Origin of the sequence: Shewanella frigidimarina NCIMB 400, assembly GCF_000014705.1 — a bacterium.
GTDB lineage: Bacteria > Pseudomonadota > Gammaproteobacteria > Enterobacterales > Shewanellaceae > Shewanella > Shewanella frigidimarina.
This window is the reverse complement of record NC_008345.1, coordinates 4,735,671-4,754,059: the sequence shown is the minus strand read 5'-3', so window position 1 is coordinate 4,754,059 and position 18,389 is coordinate 4,735,671. Positions and strand designations below refer to the sequence as shown.

Genomic DNA, 18,389 nt, shown 5'->3' with positions numbered 1-18,389 from the left:
CCATGCAAATGGGCTTTTTTTTGGACATTTTATATGAGTACATTATTGAGTTTTGGTGAAGTATTAATTGATCTACTGCCAGTGGGCCATTCTGGTTTAGTGCACGAGCCGATCCCTGGCGGCGCGCCAGCTAATGTGGCCGTGGGTTACGCAAAGTTGGGTGGCAGGAGTTTTTTTGCTGGTGGCATTAGTGCTGATAATTATGGTGTGATGTTGCAAGATGCATTGGCAGCACAAGGTGTTGATGTGAGTTGTTTAACATTAGTGCCAGATGCTGCTACTGCCACAGTATTAGTCAGTTTAGATGCTAAAGGGGAAAGAGCGTTTAGCTTTAATCGGCAAAGCACTGCCGACATGCTATACCGTGAAGCTGATTTTGATGCTATCGATTGGTCTCAAATTGATATTTTTCATCTTTGTTCAAATACATTTACTGAAAAGGCCATTTTCACTGCGAGTCTCTATGGTGCTAAAAAAGCGCATAAAGAACAAACGTTAGTCAGTTTTGATGTCAATTTGCGCTTGTCACTATGGCAAGACACTCGGCTGCTATCAGCTCGAGTGGAGCAATGTTTTGGTTACACACACCTGTTGAAAATGAGTAAAGAAGAAGCACTCCATTTGGCTCTAGAGCGTGGGGTATCATTTGACGATTATTTAGCATTCTGTATTGAGCAAGGGGTGAGGTTAATTTTAGTGACCAATGGTGCGGAGTCCGTTTTATGCCACAGTGCCGAGTTTTCCTTTGAGTTGCCGGTGCCTAAAATTGTTGCCATAGATACTACTGCCGCCGGAGATAGCTTTGTTGCGGGGTTTTTATTTGAACTCGGCCGTGATGAAGGATATTTTACTCCTGGGCCTTTAGTGCAAAAATTGCTTAATCGAGTGAACGTTCGAACTTCTGCCGAGTTTGCGATTAAGTGTGGTGCGATAACCTGTACGACAAAAGGCGCTTTTCCTGCTCTGCCCGTTTTGGAACAAGTGCAATCGTGAATCAAATTTGTGTAAATGAGTTATTTCGCAATAAAAAAGAGGTCACCTTAGGTGACCTCTTTTTTTGTTATCACTGAATCAATAACGTGGTTAATCGTGTGTTATGGCCGATTCGGCGAGCTCGGTTTTATTTTTCCCACGTTTTGCTAGGGCATAATAAAACAGTGGCGTTAATATAAGGCCAAAAATAGTCACCCCAATCATGCCAGAGAATACTGCAACACCCATTGCTTGACGCATTTCTGAACCAGGTCCGCTAGAAAAAACCATAGGTACCACACCCATAATGAAGGCTATCGAGGTCATTAAAATAGGCCGTAAACGTAAGCGACCGGCTTCAAGTATGGCCTCCAATGGTTCCATGCCATCATCTTGTAACTCTTTGGCAAACTCAACAATTAGAATGGCATTTTTGGTTGCCAGCCCCACCAGTACAATTAACCCAATCTGGGTAAAGATATTGTTATCTCCACCGTAAATAAGTACCCCTGTTAATGCCGATAACAGCGTCATTGGGATAATCAGAATAATGGCTATTGGTAAGCTTAAGCTTTCATATTGCGCGGCTAAAACCATAAACACTAACAAGATAATTAATGGGTAAATATAGGCGCCTGCATTACCTGCCAAAATTTGTTGGTAGGTGATCTCTGTCCACTCGTATGTCATACCATTAGGTAGGGTTTCAGCTAGAATCTTTTCAATTGCAGCTTGCGCCTCACCGCTACTAAATCCGGGTGCAGCACCACCATTTAATTCCGCAGTGGTAAAACCGTTGTAATGCATGACTCGGTCTGGACCAGATGAATTGGTGACATTAATAAATGATCCAATAGGCACCATTTCACCTTGGTTGTTACGTACTTTTAGTTGGGCGATTTGTTCAGGCGTTTGTCTAAACTGTTCATCTGCCTGTACGTTCACTTGATAAGTACGGCCAAACTGGTTGAAGTCGTTGGCGTAAACCGAACCCATGTATCCCTGCAGGGTGGAGAACAATTCGTCTAACGACACCGATTGCTGTTTGGCTTTGGTGCGATCGATGTTCACTTCAAGTTGTGGCACATTGACTTGATAACTCGAGAATACTCCCGCTAGCTCTGGCGTTGCCCATGCTTTTTGCATCACTTGCATGGTCACTTTATACAACTCTTCGTAACCGTAATTAGCACGATCTTGAATTTGTAATCTAAAGCCACCAATGGTGCCTAAGCCTTGCACTGGCGGTGGCGGGAAAATCGCAATAAATGCGCCGTTAATAGAGGCAAATTTTTGATTTAACGCGGCAGCAATAGCACCTGCTGATAATGATGGATCTTTGCGATCGGCAAAGTCATCCAGCGGGGTAAACAAAATGGCGCTGTTAGTACTATTGGTAAAGCCATTAATGCTTAAACCAGGGAAGGCTACAGCATGGGCTACACCCGGTTGATCTAGTGCAATACGTGACATTTCTTTCACGATAGCTTCAGTGCGATCTAATGATGCAGCATCAGGTAGTTGGGCAAAGGCAATAAGATATTGTTTATCTTGCCCAGGCACATAACCTGTTGGGGTATTGGCAAACTGTAAGCCTGTTAAGCCGACTAAACCGATATACAAAATACCAATGACAGCACCAAAACGAATGATTTTCTTCACTAACCAGCCGTAACCGTTAGACATACGCGCAAACATGCGGTTAAACGGATTAAATAACCAGCCTCCGAGCAGCTTATCCATACCACGGGTCAGCATATCTTTTTTCTCGTGATGACCTTTAAGCAATAATGCCGATAATGCAGGGCTAAGGGTTAACGAGTTAATCGCCGAAATAAAGGTGGAGATGGTAATGGTTAACGCGAACTGCTTATAAAATTGCCCAGTTAAGCCTGACATAAATGCCGTTGGAATAAATACCGCCGCCAGTACCAATGTAGTGGCAATAATCGGACCGGTCACTTCTTTCATTGCCTTTTGAGTGGCAGCAACGGGCGATAATCCGTCTGAGATATTTCGCTCAACGTTTTCAACCACAACAATCGCATCATCGACCACGATACCAATCGCGAGCACTAAGCCAAACAGTGATAAGGCATTCAGCGAAAAGCCCATTAGGTGCATAAAGGCGAATGTACCCACAAGTGATACTGGAACCGCCACTAATGGAATAATGGATGCGCGCCACGTTTGTAAAAACAGCACTACCACTAATACAACCAGCAATAATGCTTCAACCAGTGTTTGTACCACAGCTTTAATTGAGCCACGCACGAACACGGTTGGATCGTAGACGATGTCGTAGGTTAAGCCTTCTGGAAATGACTTAGACAACTCAGCCATTTTAGAACGGACATCATCAGATATTTGAATCGCGTTAGAGCCCGAGGCCTGGAACACAGGTAATGCAGCCGCGTCTTTATTGTCTAACATTGAGCGTAGGGCGTAAGTCGATGCACCTAATTCAACCCGGGCAACATCTTTTAAACGAGTGATCTGACCTTGATCACCCACTTTAACAATAATGTCTTCGAACTCTTCAACGTTGGATAAACGGCCTTTAACGTTAATCAGTAATTGGAAATCACTGTCACCACTAGGTTGCGCGCCTAAACTCCCGGCTGCGGCTTGTTGGTTTTGTTCACGAATAGCGGCAACAATATTACTCGGTGATAATCCGATTGCTGCTACTTTATTAGGGTCTAGCCACACTCGCATGCTGTAGTCGCCAGCGCCAAACACACGCACAGCACCCACACCAGTAATACGAGCTAATTCATCTTTTACTTTCAATACCGCATAGTTAGACAGGTATAACATGTCGTAACGGTCGTCGGGCGAGGTTAAATGCACCACCATGGTTAAGCTAGGTGATGATTTTTCAGTGACAATACCTAAGCGTTGTACTTCTTCTGGTAAACGAGGTTTTGCTCGTTCTACCCGGCTTTGGACTTGGGTTTGAGCTAAATCAACATCAGTACCAATCGCAAAGGTGATGGTTAGCGTCATACGGCCATCTGAAGTGGCTTGCGAAGACATGTACAACATGTTTTCTACGCCGTTAATCTCTTGCTCTAGCGGTGATGCAACGGTTTCAGCAATGATTTTAGGGTTAGCACCTGGGTAGTTTGCCGTCACCACTACCGTTGGCGGCACGACCTCTGGATACTCGGTAATCGGTAATTGCCATACTGCGATCGCGCCTGAAATAAAGAACAGTAGCGACAGCACCGCGGCAAAAATAGGTCTTTTAATAAAGAATTGAGACAACATTATGTGGTTTCCTTAACCCTGACTTGCGTCATCAGCAACGCGTGCTGTCAATGGCTGGTTATCGAGGAGGCGTTGTGCTTGATGTAATGCTTCTAATTTGTCGCTATCGGCCATATCTGTAAGGTTTGGCTCAATAGTAACGTTAGGGCGTACTTTCTGCAGACTGTTTACCACGATGGTATCGCTAGGGGATAAACCGGCAGTAATAATACGTAAACCGTGAAGCTTCTCACCTAGGCTAACGCTACGATACTCAAGGGTGTTTTTGTCATTTACCACCAGAACAAACTTGTTATTTAAGTCGGTAAAAATGGCTTTGTCGTCAATTAAAATACTGTCGTATGACTCGCTACCCGCAATGCTGATGCGGGCAAATAAGCCGGGTAATAATTGATTGTCTTGGTTGGCAAAATTAGCGCGAACGCGGATAGTACCTGTTTGCTGGTCAACCGTATTATCGACAAAGTCGATCACACCCTGATGATTAAAATTGGTTTCATTTGCTAGTGCCATAACCACTGCATTATTGCCCAACCGTGGACTTTGACGTTTGTTCTCGAACGATAACGCGGCATACTTTAAATAGGTTCGCTCGTCTATATCGAAGTAAGCGTACATATGCGATGTAGACACTAAGCTGGTGAGATGCGTTTGTCCGGCGGTGACATAATTACCTGCCGTTTCATTTGCGTATGAAACTCGACCCGTAATTGGGGCGGTAACATGAGTATATTCAACGTTAAGTTGGGCGCGGGTCAACGCGGCTTTAACTGATGCAACTGCGGCAGCAGTTTGGTGCATGTTAGAGCGACGAGTATCAATAAGCTCTTCTGAAACCGCTTTTTGATGGAACAGCTTATTGGCCCGTTCATAGTCATTTTCAGCAAGTTGGTTAGCAGATATTGCACTGGTTAATTCTGCTTTAAGACGCTCATATTCAGCCGTAAATACACTCGAGTCGATGGTAAATAACACATCGTCTTTTTGCACTAGCGCGCCTTCTTTAAAGTTAATCGATTCAATATAACCTGACACGCGAGGTACCAAAGTAACCTTTTCTGGTGCTTGTAAGCGTCCAGTAAATTGATCCCACTCGGTAATGCGTTCATAAAGTACGTTGGCAACATCCACCTTAGGCGCTGCGGGTGTATTCGCTTGTTGTGCTGGTTGCTTTCCGCACGCCACTAATAGCAATGCCGTTAGGCTTACTAACAAAGTGATTTTAATTGATTTTAACGTCTTCATGGTGCTGTCCTCTAATCCATAGCATTTACGTTATTTAACAAGCTATTGGGTGCGTTACTTTTGTCTTTGGCTATGTTTTTATACCAATCGGTACAAATTGTTCTGTACCGCATGGTAATATATAGATTAAAATACAACTGTCAATTAGTTTTGTACCGATTGGTATTAAATTATTATGACAAGGTGATTAATAATCAGCATGATGAAATAGCTTCACGGCATATAACGTGGAGAGTGACGATGAAATAGCGTTAATCAATGCTTGATAAAGATGAAAAAAAGCGCTTAATCTACTTATTATTAACCCTTTCTATGATTTAGCGTTGTGCTAAGATGTACGAATTATCTACCGTAAATTAGTCAGTTAACATGATGATAAATAATGATTCGTTAATATAAGAGGTACTATTGATGACAATAACTAAAGCAGCTTGCGTCGGACGCCCTCGTGGGTTTGATATCGACTTTGCATTAGAGCAAGCGCTACATGTTTTTTGGCGTAATGGCTATGAAGGTACCTCTATAAGCGAATTAACTGAGGTGATGGGAATTAAAAAGCCCAGCCTATATGCTGCATTTGGTAATAAAGAGCAGTTGTTCTTAAAAGCCATTGAGCTTTATGAAAATCGCCCAGATTCGCTATTTAATACCGCCTTTAAACATGAGCATATTGCCGATGTTATTCGAGCTTTATTAGTAGGCGCGGCGGCGCAGTTCACCGATTGTAGTCACCCGCAAGGTTGTGCGCTAATCAATAGTGCGTTGTCATGCAATGAAGCAAGCGAAGGGATTAAAGAAGCGGTTCATCTGCTGCAAACTAAACATCAATCTGAATTAATTGATCAGTTTGCTGAGGCTAAACAAAGAGGCGAATTAGCTGATGATTGTCAGCCGAAAGTGTTAGCAACCTTGATCGTGACATTATTTAAAGGCATGTCTATCCAAGCTGCTGATGGTGCGACACATGATGATTTACGTCATGTTGCTGAAATGGCGGTTACGGGGATTTTAGCTCAACATGTCAAAGGGTATTCACCCGTTAAATAAGCTTTAATGGACGCTGTCTTGCTGTGTTTTTAAAACAAGACGCGTCATCTTTCTGTGTTGGTGTTAGCGGCCAAGTGCAAATTAAACCAATTTATGTTTAGCTTATACAATTAACAGCCTGTGGTGGTTAGGGCATAAAATATTGGATCGGTCGGCTTAGTCCCATCTATAAAGTAACGCAAGCTGCAGTTGCCATTAATGTCATATCCCTTAGGGAAAATATACACGTTACCTCCTGACACATCATAGAGTCCCCAGTCTGCGGTAATCGCATCATTTGCATTCGTCATCACTTCAAAAGAACCGTCAATCGCAACCGCGACATTTGCACTCAGAGAGGTTATGTACCCCACAGTAGTACTAATAGTTGTGCCGTTGACCGTCACTGAACCGGGGTCTAGCTTTTCTTGACCCGACAATACCGCTTTTGAATAAACTAAGGTATTCGCTGACTTTAACGCTCCCTGGAATCCCTTCAAACTGGCAATAAGCGCATCACTTTTCAGATTAATAAACTTAGGCGCTGCAACTACGGCTAAAATGCCTAAAATAATAATGACTACCACCAATTCAATAAGGGTGAAACCACGTTGTTTGGTTGTATGCATAGAACTCACTCGCTTTATGTTGTTACGCTATACCGACGGGTTGCTAGGCCATATATTATGACGAATCTCATGGCATTCATCGTTTATCGCTGGGCATATTAAATAGCCGCCAAACCAGAACATTAACCCGCATTACTCAGCTCAATTATCCAAGTATAAATAACCCACTGACAGAAGTCATTGTTTGACTTAATCAATGGGAACCTAGATCAGTGATCCACCTATCAGTTTAAGATTTTGTAAATGCCGCTTTTTTTGTTAGATTGTCGGCATATATTTGCATTACTGCTTTTACCCCACATAAGGGAAAGATAACCATGAGCAAAGCTAAAATAGGCATCGTTACCGTTAGCGATCGTGCCAGTGCTGGCATATATGAAGATCTGTCTGGTAAGGCGATTATTGATGTATTGAATGAGTATTTAACCTCGGAATGGGAACCTGTTTACAAGGTGATCCCCGATGAGCGTGACGTTATTGAAGCCACATTGATTGATTTAGCTGACAATCAAGACTGCTGTTTAATCGTGACTACCGGTGGAACCGGCCCAGCAAAACGGGACGTAACGCCAGAAGCAACCGAAGCGGTGTGCGATAGAATGATGCCTGGTTTTGGTGAACTCATGCGCGCCGAATCATTAAAGTTTGTGCCAACCGCTATTTTGTCTCGTCAAACAGCTGGGCTACGTGCCGACTCATTAATTGTTAATCTACCTGGTAAACCTAAGTCTATCCGTGAATGTTTAGATGCTGTATTCCCTGCAATTCCTTATTGCATCGATTTAATGGATGGGCCGTTTTTAGTTTGTGATGAAGCGGTAATTAAGCCGTTTAGACCTAAAGCGAAGTAATATAGCTGGCTCTGTATTTGTTTGCTGTTGTTGCAAGCAAGTACAGTGCTAATGACCATCGCGACTCTTGATTAGTGTTTGTTTGATAATCAGGTTTATTTTGGTGATAGATGAGTTTTATGTCTGTCTCTGTTTGTGATTATTGATTACTTTGTAAAAAGTACTTTGAGTTATATTTAGTACTACACTGGCAATATATCTTCAGTCGGGCTGGTTCATTATGACGTTAAAACGTTTTTCGCTTTTATTGTTGTCTTCACTATTACTTACAATAACCATGTTGTTGGTGAGCATTTACTATTTTTTCTACCTCCCTGGAATAAAAACTGAGGTGTTAGATCAGCAACAACAAGAATATAATTTGTTGTATTCGGCATTATCGTTATCAAAAAATAGCTTAACCACCTTATGTTACGATTACGCCGTGTGGGATGAGCTAGTTGAGTATGTTGGTAATCCGACTGATGATTTTGTTCAAAGCAATATGCCTAATAATGCATTTGAAGCTGCAAATATTGATGCTGTTTTTGTCATCGATACTAATAATAAGTTAATTTGGGATTATCAGGATGACTCATTAAAATCATCCAGATCGTCACTCGTTCATTTATTTCATCAGCAAAATACGGAATCTTTTGCTATTTTGCCCACAGCAGCTGAAATTGCATCACAAACAGTGTCTAGCCGCAGTGGTTATCTCGTTTTTGACGGGGCTCTCATTTACTTTAGTAATACCACCATTTTACCATCGACTGGTCACGGTGAAATTGCTGGCAGTTTAACGATGGTTCGCTTAGTGGATAAAGCGTTAATTAACGATATTAGTCAGTTTTCTTTGGTGAAGTTTTCAATTGAGGATGCACAAACATCAACAAAAAACATGCAAGAGTTTTTTAGTTTAAAGAAAATTGAAACTATTGCGCCATCACACAATTGGCTAATCCGTAATACGTTTGATGACCAAGTGGTACAGGTGACTTTACACCATAAAAAAGTGTCGTTGCCTCAGTTAGATTGGGCATCGGCAATATCGATATTGTTGTCAATTGTGTTGATTGTTTCTCTCTCGTTGATGGCATTATCAAGACTGCTTATCAAGCCGCTTATTCGTTTTAACAAAAGCATTAATGATTCATCAGATGATAATTTCATCAGCAAAATGGCTTCAAATCATTTTATTGATGAACTTGAAAATGTGTCTTACTCATTTAATCAATTACTGCTTAAGTTTAATGCTCAACAAAATTACTTAGAGACATTAACGGTTCAAGATTCGCTCACAGGCATAACTAACCGTAGGGGTCTTGAAGCATTTACAAAGCGAATTATTGCGCGCTGGCATCTAGAAAATGTTGGTTTTAGTGTGATGATGATTGATGTCGATAATTTTAAGTATTTTAATGATAAACAAGGTCATCTTAAGGGGGATGATGCATTAACTGCCGTTGCGACCAGCCTGTTAGAGGTTATGGCTCAATATGATGGGCTTGCTGCACGATATGGTGGTGAGGAGTTCTGCATAATTTTGGCCGATAATCATCATCAAAATATATTGAACGTTGCGGAAGAGATTCGTGAGTCTATCGAGAAATTGCACATCTCTAATAATATTGATGATCGAGACTGGCTCACGGTTAGTATTGGTGTGGTGGTGGTTGACGATAAATTAGCCGACGTAGAAAAATATAACTTTAGCGATGTATTACAACATGCCGATGAGCAACTTTATTTGGCTAAACAAGCGGGGCGTAATACTGTCAGAGTGGCGAAGTTTGGCGACTAAATATGCCGAATACCGATGAGTTAACTCGATATTTGGCATTTTAGCGCAAACACTACAGCTGTTTAAACTGCTGCTTTAAATCAAAATCACTGTCAGTTACCAGTCTCTCTAATACTTGTACCCGTTCAATCAATGCTTGGTTTTGGGCTTGTAGATCGCTAACACAGCCCGTGTCAGTTTGCTGCTTATGCTTCATATAATACTTAAACATTTCAGATGCAGTGGTGCCAACCACAATAATGAAGACCAGCGCGATAATGGCGATATCGTTTTCCATAATGACTCCTTATTAATGCTCTTTTGTTAATAGATTTTTGACTTTCTTATCTGACTTACTCTTGTTAAAAGCGCTAGCTAATCTCTCTTGTTAATAGCCCTCAGCCTTATTTCAACTCGGTAAGGCTGGGGCTCGTCGTTATAAGCTAACCGTTATAAACCAAAGACGACTTTTTCACTTTTAAGCGACTTTTCTAAGCCTGCAGCCAACGCAATGGCAATGATCAGTGTGGTCACAGATGAAATAATTAACTGCATCATTGGTATTTCACGACCTTTAATAAAGTCCATTAATGCTTGCTGTTGGCCTGATACGGGTAACCATTGCAATATGTCTGGAGCGATGTTGTAACTAGCTGCCATTGAAAGGGCCAGTGGTACAAATAACACCATGGTTAAGTATGATTGTGCCTCTTTAAAAGTTTTAGCCATAAACGATACATATAGTTGTAAGGTTGCGGCCATCAAGGCGACTGGAATACCCACTAAGAACATTAAGCCCATAAAGTCTTGGCTAATGTTGATGGTAAAGCCAATTTCTTGCCACGGTACAAAGGGGTAAGCCACTTTTGATACCAGTAAAATCAAGATTAACCCGAGCAAAGCAAAACAGGTTACGGCAATAATTTTACCGATGACCAATTGGCGGGTGCTCATTGGGTGGCTTAACAATAGTGCTAGTGAGTTACGCTCACGCTCACCCGCACTGGTGTCGATCGCGAGGTTCATACCGGAAATAAATACCGAGTACATCATGGTGAAAATAGCGATGCCTAAAATCATCCCACCTTTAGAGTCTGGTGTGGCTTTGTCTTCGATATTGACCTTTAATGGCTGGGTTATCCGGGGATTAATACCGCGTGCAATTAAGCGAATGCTGCCCATTTCTGCACTATATGCTTGCAGTTGACGCTCTAGTCGACGAATTGATTTTTGCAGCTTCTCATCTGAATTGTCGGCTATTAATATCACTTCAGCTTGTTTAGCTTTGGCCATGTTGGCGGCGTAATCGTCACTAATGGTTAAGATGATTTTATTCGCTTGTTCATCTTCACCGTGGTTAATGCCGTTATTACTTAAGTAGCGCACTAAATCTGGAGCGTTATCGGCATTATTGATATTGATGTTTAAATCTTCTGGACTAGACAGCTGGCCAATTAACACCATAAACATGCCGCACATAATCAGCGGCGTACCAATGGCATAATATAAACCAGCCATAACAGATCGTTTATCTCGTGCGGCGTCGATGAGTTCTTTGCGCACCATTGCGAGTATCATTTTCATTATGCTGCAATCCCTTCGTCGGTACCGATAAGTTCGATAAATGCATCTTCTAGAGAGTCTTTACCTGTTTGCTGACACAGTTCGTCAGGGCTACCGATGGCGACCACTTTGCCATTAGCCATCACGATCACGCGATCACACAAGGCGGCGACTTCTTGCATCACGTGGCTTGAAAACAGCACACAATGACCTTGGTCTTTGAGTTGCAATAAAATGTCGCGCAGTAAGCGGGTGCTCATGACATCAAGTCCGCGAGTAGGTTCGTCTAAAATGATGTTACTTGGCTTATGAACAATGGCTTGTGCTAATGCCGTTTTCATCCGCTGGCCTTGAGAAAAACCTTTGCAGCGACGATCACAAATGTCTTCCAGCTTTAATTGTGCAATCACATCAGCAGTGGCTTTTTTAGCTTGTTTGCGCGACATCCCACTGAGTTCGGCAAAGAAACTAATGTATTCACGCGGGCTTAAGCGTTCATATAAACCAAAAGGGTCGGGGAATAAGCCTAATTGCTTTTTGGCCCCAATCGGATCAACTGCAACATCAATGTTATCAACAGTGGCAGTGCCTGAGTCTGGCTTAAGTAACCCAAATAAAGTGCGTAAACAGGTGGTTTTACCTGCACCATTTGGGCCGAGTAAACCGGTAATTTGGCCATTCTCAGCGCTAAAGCTTAAATCATCTAAGGCCTGCACATCGCCAATTTTTTTGGTTAAGTTTGCAACAGTAATCATGACTATTCCTTATCCGCAGCGGTATTCGCTGGTGCTGTTGTTTCTATGTCAGTGGGCGTGTCGATAACCGGTAGTGCTTCTACGGTATTGGCATTAAGGTAAAAGCTACGACGGACATCTTTTTGTAAGCATTCACCGTTGATGTCTTTTACTGAACCTTGGTCAACTAACTGGGCGACGAGGTCATTGCCACAGCTTTGACCGGCCACGCCGTGGGTTGCATAAGGTGCAATGAAGTGCTTTGATTTTGTCAGTTTTTCTTGCGCCAGTGCGCCCCAGTTTGGTGGTGTTGCCGGGTCGAGTTCACCAGATAACAATAAGGTGGGGATATCACTGAGGATAGGTTCACTAAAGTTGTCGTCCACTTGTGGAATCGGCCAGGCTTGGCAGGTTTTTTCTAACCCCTCTAGCATATTGCCGCTGATGTACGACTCTTTTGCATCTTTACGCATTTGATCAGTAATGCGGTGAATGTCTTCGCCACACACAACGGATGCGTGCATGCCCATCGCAATACCTGTGCTATCAGCAGTTAATGTGTAAATACCTAATATCGGTTGATAATTACCTTGTGCCGCTTGATGAATAGCATGCGGGATAAGTGCACGGATGTTTGCCATGTACATCGCCATTCTAATAGCGCCGCTAAACTTGCTGCGGGTGAGTAAAAACTCGCTGAGTTCATCTGTTTGTGGGTCTCGTACTTGTTGGCTTATCGGAGCGGTGGCCAGCAGTTGGTCGACTTTATTGTATTCGTCAGCCAAGTCTGGAAATTGTTGCTGGCAAGCAGGAGTACTTTTACAGTCGCGCCATAACACATTTAAACCACGTTCTATTGAGTCACCAATCGCCACGACACTTTGTTGCATTGGCACCACGCCATCCAGTGTCACTGTTAATAAGGCTTCTGGGTAATGGCGCATATAAAGCTGTGCCATACGTGTTCCGTAGGAAATACCGTATAAATGCAGTTTTTGGTAGCCCAAATATTCGCGTACTGCTTCGAAGTCAGTTAACGCGGTATTACTACCATATTGGCTTACATCGGCATCAATTTGACCTAGGCATTTTTCTGTCATCGCAATGATATCGAGATCGTCATCATTCATACTGAGTAATTCAGTGGTGTCATCGTCGCAAGATAAAATGTTCGATTTACCGGTACCACGTTGATCAATCAGTAAAATATCGCGCTGCTGGCGAACTTTGGTCAACATGCGATTAAAGAAAGCGGCATTTTCAATGGCTGACTGGCCTGGTCCGCCTGCGATTGCCAGTAATGCTTCATTTGGGTGAGTGTTTTTAATGGCTGGCAAAATAGCAAAATGAATGTCGATTTGCTTACCGTCAGGTAGCTGAGGGTTTTCCAGCACAGTTATTTTACCGCACTGTAATTGCTCGTCTAAACCGTCTAAGTAACAAGCACTGGTTTTAGCGGGTGCTGCCACATTGGTTTGCGATGTGTCGGCATGACTATTGTTGGCGAGTAAAATTGCAATAGCGACCGCGAGCCATCGGCTAGTACGTGTTGCCGATTGGCATAACCCAGAGCGGGTTGACCGCTTGGCTAAGACTGTGTTGATAAACTTCCTGTTGATCATCGGAACGTTTCCTTTTTGCATTTCATGACGATTATGATACCTTAGCACTTAGTGTATGAGTGTATCAATGTATTAATACAGTTGTTAAAGGCTAATGTTAGAATTAATAAATGTCAACCCCAGCAGTGGTGAACCCATCTATCGACAGTTGCACGATCAAATCGTGCGCTTAATTGTCGGCGGGCAATTGCACCCCGAAGATGTTCTGCCTTCGGTGCGCCAACTTGCCGAACATTTAGCGGTAAACCCGATGACGGTATCACGTGCTATGCAGCAACTAGTCGACCAAGGTTGGGTTGAGCGCCGTCGTGGTCAGCCGTCACGCGTGGCTGCCAGAACCGCGGCCAATAATGATTCTGGCAGCAGTTTGTTGGCACCACAATTAACTGCATTAGTTGAGCAGGCACGGCAGCTAGGGGTCGATTATGACCAGTTACAAGTATTGTTGGAACAATTTTGGAATAAAGAATAGCCACAGTTGAGCTAATTTTTAAGGACATCATCTAGGAAGTCGATAATGGAAGCCGAAGAGAAGCCCGTTTTACGCTTTAATCATGTGAGCAAAACCTTTGCTGCAAAACACAAATCTGCAGCAGGTCATGCGGTGTTGGTCGATCTATCGATGACACTTTATCCCGGTATGGTGGTCGGGTTATTAGGCCAAAATGGTGCGGGTAAATCGACGTTAATGCGTTGTGCATTAGGCATTGTGGGCATCGAACAAGGCGACATTTCAACCCTTGGCGAACCGCCTACCGCTTTATCTGTTCAAGCAAAAGAACGAATTGGTTACGTACCCCAGCAGCCTTTTGGTTATGAAGGCTTTACCATAGATAAAGCGTTAGAATTGCACCGCAGCTTCTATCCAAACTGGGATATGACACTCGAGCAAGATTGGCTTAAACGATTTGATTTAGATGTTACGCAAGCGGTGCAAAAATTATCAGTGGGCCAGCGTCAATCATTAGCATTGATAATGGCCATGGCGTATCGGCCAACCTTATTATTACTCGACGAACCCGTTGCCAGCTTAGATCCCATTGCCAGGCGTCAGTTTATGAGCGACTTGTTCGATCTCGCGCTCGATTCAGGTTCTGCAGTGTTATTTTCATCGCATATCACCTCAGATTTAGAACGTGTTGCCAGTCATGTTGCCCTGATTAAAAAAGGCCAACTGATACTGTTTAAAGAAATCGACGCCTTGCGTGAAGAGGTTAAATTACTCAACTTAGCCGAAAACGCTCAGTTACCGTCACATTATAAAATATTGAGCCAAACCGGACAAAGTGTGCTGGTGGATACTCAAGGTAACCTATCGAATATTGCGGGTGTGCAGAGTGAAAAATCACTCAACCTAGAACAGTTATTTATGGAGCTGCATCGATGAATCAGTCGCTGCAAAACAGTCAACTTTCAGCATGGCGTAAACCTTACCGTGGCATGCTGCGGTTGTGGTTGTTTGACTTAGGCAGTGTCAGTTTTATTGGTACCGCAGGATTAGGCCTAGTGTTAGGGCTGCTGTGTTTTATCAGCGGTAAAACCGAGGTTGTTAGCCTCGTTTTTTCCATGGCAACACTGTCTACTGCTGCGGCAATTGCTTGGCAGTTAAATCGCTTAGCAGCAATCGAGGTGACCGGTCTAATACCTCATTATCAAAAGCACGTGCTCATACAGGCGGCGACCATCGCAGTCGGTATGTTATTGATACAACTATTCGCCTGTATTGGTTTTGCTGCTTACGATGTCATCCCCAGACTACTGCTAGCCATTGTGGTCAGTTTGCTGTTTGTATGGGCTTGTTTATGGCGCAGTAGCAGTTTTCATTTATCGTTTTTATTATTCATAACAGTGCCATTTTTAGATAAATTAGCGCTCACGATACCGACGTGGATGATGCTAATACTGATTGCTGGGCTATTGTCTTGGGTGATCCATTTATGTCGTCAACTTAGCTGGAATAATGAGGCGCGTGTGGTGTACCTCAACGCCGTGCAAATGGGCTGGATGTGGCTGCCGAGCATAAAAGGATTCACCTGGATTACTCGTGTTGAGCGGTTGTTTCATCCGATGAACTTTTTTATCGGCCCAGTGTTAACTATGATGCTGCTTTGTTTACCGTTGATCACCCTTGGTTTAATACTGCTGTCGTGGCTATTTGATATTGATGTACCAGCATTATTTTTGTTGGTGCAATTTACCGTGATCAGTTGTGCCATTGTTCATTGGAGCCGAATTCAGCGTTGGCGCGCGGCAGAAACGCTGTTTTTATTGCCTTGTTATAGCGGCTTGAGTGGATTGCGCGATGCATTTTACCGCAGCCAGTATCGTTTCATCGCTGTGTTAGTGGCTATGGTCAGCGTGCTAGGTTTTACCAATAGCTTGATTGACCCGCAATATGGCGGATTATTTGTACTGCATTTAGGTCTAAGCACTTTTTGGGGCTGTGCGATTATGCTGGGAATGGGTTCGGCAAGCCGTAATAGCCTGCAAGCCACAGCAGCAATGCTATTAGTGTTACTCCATTCGATATTGGTGTCGTTGAGTGTCGCCGCAGTGCGAGACGGTGACAGCTTATGGGTATGGTTGCTTATGGATGTGCCACTAATTATTGTTGGTGTTGGCGCATTAATTTGGGGTAAAAAACGTTTGTGGCAGCATGGTGTTTTGGCCCCGTAAATCATCGAGCATAACTGACAAACGTGACCGTAAGCTCAAAAGTAGAGCAAAAGCTCTTATGGTTTTTAGCGACTTCAGGTAGAATGTAAAAAGCGGAACACTTGTAAGCTAAAAGGCCACTATCATATGTCATTAGATCAATACCACGTAGTTCGACTCCTGCAACAGCAAGGTCAGTCATTAGGCGATAATATTGCCCTTGAAGGCTTTGACATGCCTGCACCTTGGCATACCGTAACGTGGGGCGCATTTGATACGGTTACAGACTCAGTCGCACAGTTGTTAATTGAGTTTGGCTTACAAGTGCAAGACAAAGTGGTGATTTTAGCGCAAAACAGTCCACAGTGGACCTGTGCAGATATTGGTGCCCTTAAAGCTCGTAATGTTGTGGTACCGGTATATCCAACCAGCACCATAGAGCAAGCGGTATTCATTGTTAACGACTCTCAAGCTAAATTAATTTTTGCTGGTAACCAACAGCAATACGACATGGCTTGCACAGTGGCAGCCCAAGCTGAGTGCGTGCAACACATTGTAGTCTTTGATGCTAACGTTACCCTTAATGCCGATAATCATGTGTATTTTGATCAAGTATTAGCGGCGCAATTTAATCCGCTGATTACCAATGAGCTCAATACTAGACTAGCCAATAGCAATTTAGACGACTTATTTACGCTTATTTATACCTCTGGCACCACCGGCAATCCTAAAGGTGTGATGCTCGACTACCGTAATTTTGCCTCGATGATTAAACAGCATGACAGTGAGTTGCCATTTACTGCGGGTGATGTGTCGCTGGCCTTTTTACCGCTTAGCCATGTATTCGAGCGTGGTTGGAGCATGTATGTATTATGTCGCGGTGGCCACAATGTGTATTTAAACGACACGAATCGAATCAAAGAAGCCCTTATTGCGGTTAAACCACATACCTTGTGTGCTGTGCCGCGATTTTTAGAAAAAATTTACAGCGCTGTGCACGATAAAGTCGGCCAAGCGCCTAAAGTGAGACAAACATTATTTGCTTGGGCGATGCGAGTAGGTAAACGCCAATTTGAAGTTAGCCAAGGTCGTGCTTCAGGAAGTTTGTGGTTAAGTGCACAGTGGAAGCTGGCTAACAAGCTGGTTTACAGCAAATTACAGCAAGTGTTGGGTGGTCGGTTAAAGTTCATGCCCGTGGGCGGTGCAGCGCTCGATATTAATGTGGCCAGCTTTTTTCACAGTATAGGTGTACCGGTATTGTGTGGGTATGGCATGACAGAAACCTGCGCTACGGTAACCTGTAATACTTTAGATAATCGTGTACCAGGTTCAAACGGTAAGCCACTAGAAGCTATGCAAATCAAGCTTGGCAAAGACGATGAAATCTTAGTGCGTGGCGACACTGTGATGCGCGGTTATTACAATCGCCCCCAAGATACCGCCGACGCCTTTGAAGACGGTTGGTTAAAAACCGGTGATGCAGGGCGGATTGATGAGCAAGGTAACTTGTATATTACCGATCGCATTAAAGAGTTAATGAAAACTTCAAACGGTAAATACATCGCACCACAGCGTGTTGAAGGTAAGGTGGCTTGTTGCCCGTTTATCGAACAAGTCGCCATTGTTGCCGATGCGCGCAATTATGTATCTGCTCTAATTGTGCCAGCATTTGAAGCATTAAATACTTGGGCTAAAGCGCAAGGTATTCATGTTGAAAACCCAATTGAGTTGTTACGTCACTCACAAGTGGTGGCTCATTTCGAGCAGCGATTAATCGAGTTGCAACATGAGCTAGCTGGGTTTGAAAAAATCAAAAAATTCACCTTATTACATGAAGCATTTTCGATGGAATCTGGACTCATTACGCCGACATTAAAGCTACGTCGTAAAATGATTTACAGCAAATATCACAGTGAAATTAATGCCATGTATGGCAAGTAATTAACCATCAATTTATATACCAAAGGACGCATTAGCGTCCTTTTTCGTAATACTTAGTGATAATTGCCTGTATTTCCAATAGAGGTACAATACTCTATTTTAAAATTAGGCAACAT

The 18,389-nt window shown here is 43.2% G+C and carries 15 protein-coding genes; 8 read left to right on the top strand and 7 right to left on the bottom strand.

The genetic code is table 11. The features are described 5' to 3' along the window. Nucleotides 1-33: 33 nt before the first annotated feature. Nucleotides 34-993 carry a carbohydrate kinase family protein gene (locus SFRI_RS20495; protein WP_011639394.1) on the top strand — a complete coding sequence of 320 codons (960 nt, stop codon included), beginning with the start codon at nt 34-36 and terminating at the stop codon, nt 991-993. A 90-nt stretch (nt 994-1,083) separates the two neighbouring features. On the opposite strand, the gene SFRI_RS20490 is transcribed toward SFRI_RS20495, so the two are convergent. Next, nucleotides 1,084-4,248, bottom strand: coding sequence for an efflux RND transporter permease subunit (locus tag SFRI_RS20490; RefSeq protein ID WP_244262890.1), 3,165 nt, complete (start codon nt 4,246-4,248; stop codon nt 1,084-1,086). 9 nt (nt 4,249-4,257) lie between these two features. Next, nucleotides 4,258-5,490: an efflux RND transporter periplasmic adaptor subunit gene (locus SFRI_RS20485; RefSeq protein ID WP_011639392.1), complete on the bottom strand. Its 1,233-nt coding sequence runs from the start codon at nt 5,488-5,490 to the stop codon at nt 4,258-4,260. Between the two features lie 411 nt (nt 5,491-5,901). On the opposite strand from SFRI_RS20485, the gene SFRI_RS20480 reads away from it, so the two are divergent. Beyond that, nucleotides 5,902-6,537: a TetR/AcrR family transcriptional regulator gene (locus tag SFRI_RS20480; protein WP_011639391.1), complete on the top strand. Its 636-nt coding sequence runs from the start codon at nt 5,902-5,904 to the stop codon at nt 6,535-6,537. Between the two features lie 110 nt (nt 6,538-6,647). Here SFRI_RS20480 and SFRI_RS21870 read toward each other — a convergent pair whose 3' ends face one another. Further along, nucleotides 6,648-7,145: a prepilin-type N-terminal cleavage/methylation domain-containing protein gene (locus tag SFRI_RS21870; protein WP_011639390.1), complete on the bottom strand. Its 498-nt coding sequence runs from the start codon at nt 7,143-7,145 to the stop codon at nt 6,648-6,650. Between the two features lie 317 nt (nt 7,146-7,462). Here SFRI_RS21870 and mog point away from each other — a divergent pair, with 317 nt between their 5' ends. Then, nucleotides 7,463-7,996, top strand: a complete 534-nt coding sequence (gene mog, locus SFRI_RS20470) for a molybdopterin adenylyltransferase (RefSeq protein ID WP_011639389.1) — start codon at nt 7,463-7,465, stop codon at nt 7,994-7,996. 220 nt (nt 7,997-8,216) lie between these two features. Next, entirely contained in the window at nt 8,217-9,779 is a 1,563-nt protein-coding gene (locus SFRI_RS20465) for a diguanylate cyclase (RefSeq protein ID WP_011639388.1), read from the top strand. Between the two features lie 52 nt (nt 9,780-9,831). Here SFRI_RS20465 and SFRI_RS20460 read toward each other — a convergent pair whose 3' ends face one another. The 4 genes from SFRI_RS20460 to SFRI_RS20445 form a co-directional block, all read right to left on the bottom strand. Continuing rightward, the gene (locus tag SFRI_RS20460) at nt 9,832-10,056 is read right to left on the bottom strand and encodes a hypothetical protein (protein WP_011639387.1); all 225 of its coding nucleotides are present in this window, start codon (nt 10,054-10,056) and stop codon (nt 9,832-9,834) included. 152 nt (nt 10,057-10,208) lie between these two features. Next, on the bottom strand, nt 10,209-11,342 hold the full coding sequence (locus tag SFRI_RS20455) for an ABC transporter permease (protein WP_011639386.1): 1,134 nt from the start codon (nt 11,340-11,342) through the stop codon (nt 10,209-10,211). Then, nucleotides 11,342-12,076 carry an ABC transporter ATP-binding protein gene (locus SFRI_RS20450; protein ID WP_011639385.1) on the bottom strand — a complete coding sequence of 245 codons (735 nt, stop codon included), beginning with the start codon at nt 12,074-12,076 and terminating at the stop codon, nt 11,342-11,344. The genes SFRI_RS20455 and SFRI_RS20450 overlap by 1 nt, the downstream gene beginning before the upstream one ends. 2 nt (nt 12,077-12,078) lie before the next feature. After that, nucleotides 12,079-13,677 carry an alpha/beta hydrolase gene (locus SFRI_RS20445; protein ID WP_011639384.1) on the bottom strand — a complete coding sequence of 533 codons (1,599 nt, stop codon included), beginning with the start codon at nt 13,675-13,677 and terminating at the stop codon, nt 12,079-12,081. A gap of 94 nt (nt 13,678-13,771) precedes the next feature. Between SFRI_RS20445 and SFRI_RS20440 the strand changes: the two genes are divergently transcribed. The 4 genes from SFRI_RS20440 to SFRI_RS20425 all read left to right on the top strand — a co-directional run bounded on the left by SFRI_RS20440 (nt 13,772) and on the right by SFRI_RS20425 (nt 18,273). Then, complete coding sequence (locus SFRI_RS20440) at nt 13,772-14,149, top strand: GntR family transcriptional regulator (protein ID WP_011639383.1); 378 nt, start codon at nt 13,772-13,774, stop codon at nt 14,147-14,149. A 45-nt stretch (nt 14,150-14,194) separates the two neighbouring features. After that, nucleotides 14,195-15,064, top strand: coding sequence for an ABC transporter ATP-binding protein (locus SFRI_RS20435; RefSeq protein WP_011639382.1), 870 nt, complete (start codon nt 14,195-14,197; stop codon nt 15,062-15,064). Continuing rightward, complete coding sequence (locus SFRI_RS20430) at nt 15,061-16,353, top strand: hypothetical protein (protein WP_011639381.1); 1,293 nt, start codon at nt 15,061-15,063, stop codon at nt 16,351-16,353. Before SFRI_RS20435 ends, SFRI_RS20430 begins: the two co-directional genes overlap by 4 nt. Nucleotides 16,354-16,479: 126 nt before the next feature. Then, a complete protein-coding gene (locus tag SFRI_RS20425) occupies nt 16,480-18,273 on the top strand; it encodes an AMP-dependent synthetase/ligase (RefSeq protein WP_011639380.1) in 1,794 nt (597 codons plus the stop codon). Nucleotides 18,274-18,389: the final 116 nt, after the last annotated feature.

Bases quoted from the DNA above. Each gene is read 5' to 3' on its own strand.
- SFRI_RS20495 (WP_011639394.1), top strand. From the start codon at position 34: ATGAGTACATTATTGAGTTTTGGTGAAGTATTAATTGATCTACTGCCA.
- SFRI_RS20485 (WP_011639392.1), bottom strand. From the start codon at position 5,490: ATGAAGACGTTAAAATCAATTAAAATCACTTTGTTAGTAAGCCTAACG.
- SFRI_RS20480 (WP_011639391.1), top strand. From the start codon at position 5,902: ATGACAATAACTAAAGCAGCTTGCGTCGGACGCCCTCGTGGGTTTGAT.
- SFRI_RS21870 (WP_011639390.1), bottom strand. From the start codon at position 7,145: ATGCATACAACCAAACAACGTGGTTTCACCCTTATTGAATTGGTGGTA.
- mog (WP_011639389.1), top strand. From the start codon at position 7,463: ATGAGCAAAGCTAAAATAGGCATCGTTACCGTTAGCGATCGTGCCAGT.
- SFRI_RS20465 (WP_011639388.1), top strand. From the start codon at position 8,217: ATGACGTTAAAACGTTTTTCGCTTTTATTGTTGTCTTCACTATTACTT.
- SFRI_RS20460 (WP_011639387.1), bottom strand. From the start codon at position 10,056: ATGGAAAACGATATCGCCATTATCGCGCTGGTCTTCATTATTGTGGTT.
- SFRI_RS20455 (WP_011639386.1), bottom strand. From the start codon at position 11,342: ATGAAAATGATACTCGCAATGGTGCGCAAAGAACTCATCGACGCCGCA.
- SFRI_RS20450 (WP_011639385.1), bottom strand. From the start codon at position 12,076: ATGATTACTGTTGCAAACTTAACCAAAAAAATTGGCGATGTGCAGGCC.
- SFRI_RS20445 (WP_011639384.1), bottom strand. From the start codon at position 13,677: ATGATCAACAGGAAGTTTATCAACACAGTCTTAGCCAAGCGGTCAACC.
- SFRI_RS20440 (WP_011639383.1), top strand. From the start codon at position 13,772: ATGTTAGAATTAATAAATGTCAACCCCAGCAGTGGTGAACCCATCTAT.
- SFRI_RS20435 (WP_011639382.1), top strand. From the start codon at position 14,195: ATGGAAGCCGAAGAGAAGCCCGTTTTACGCTTTAATCATGTGAGCAAA.
- SFRI_RS20430 (WP_011639381.1), top strand. From the start codon at position 15,061: ATGAATCAGTCGCTGCAAAACAGTCAACTTTCAGCATGGCGTAAACCT.
- SFRI_RS20425 (WP_011639380.1), top strand. From the start codon at position 16,480: ATGTCATTAGATCAATACCACGTAGTTCGACTCCTGCAACAGCAAGGT.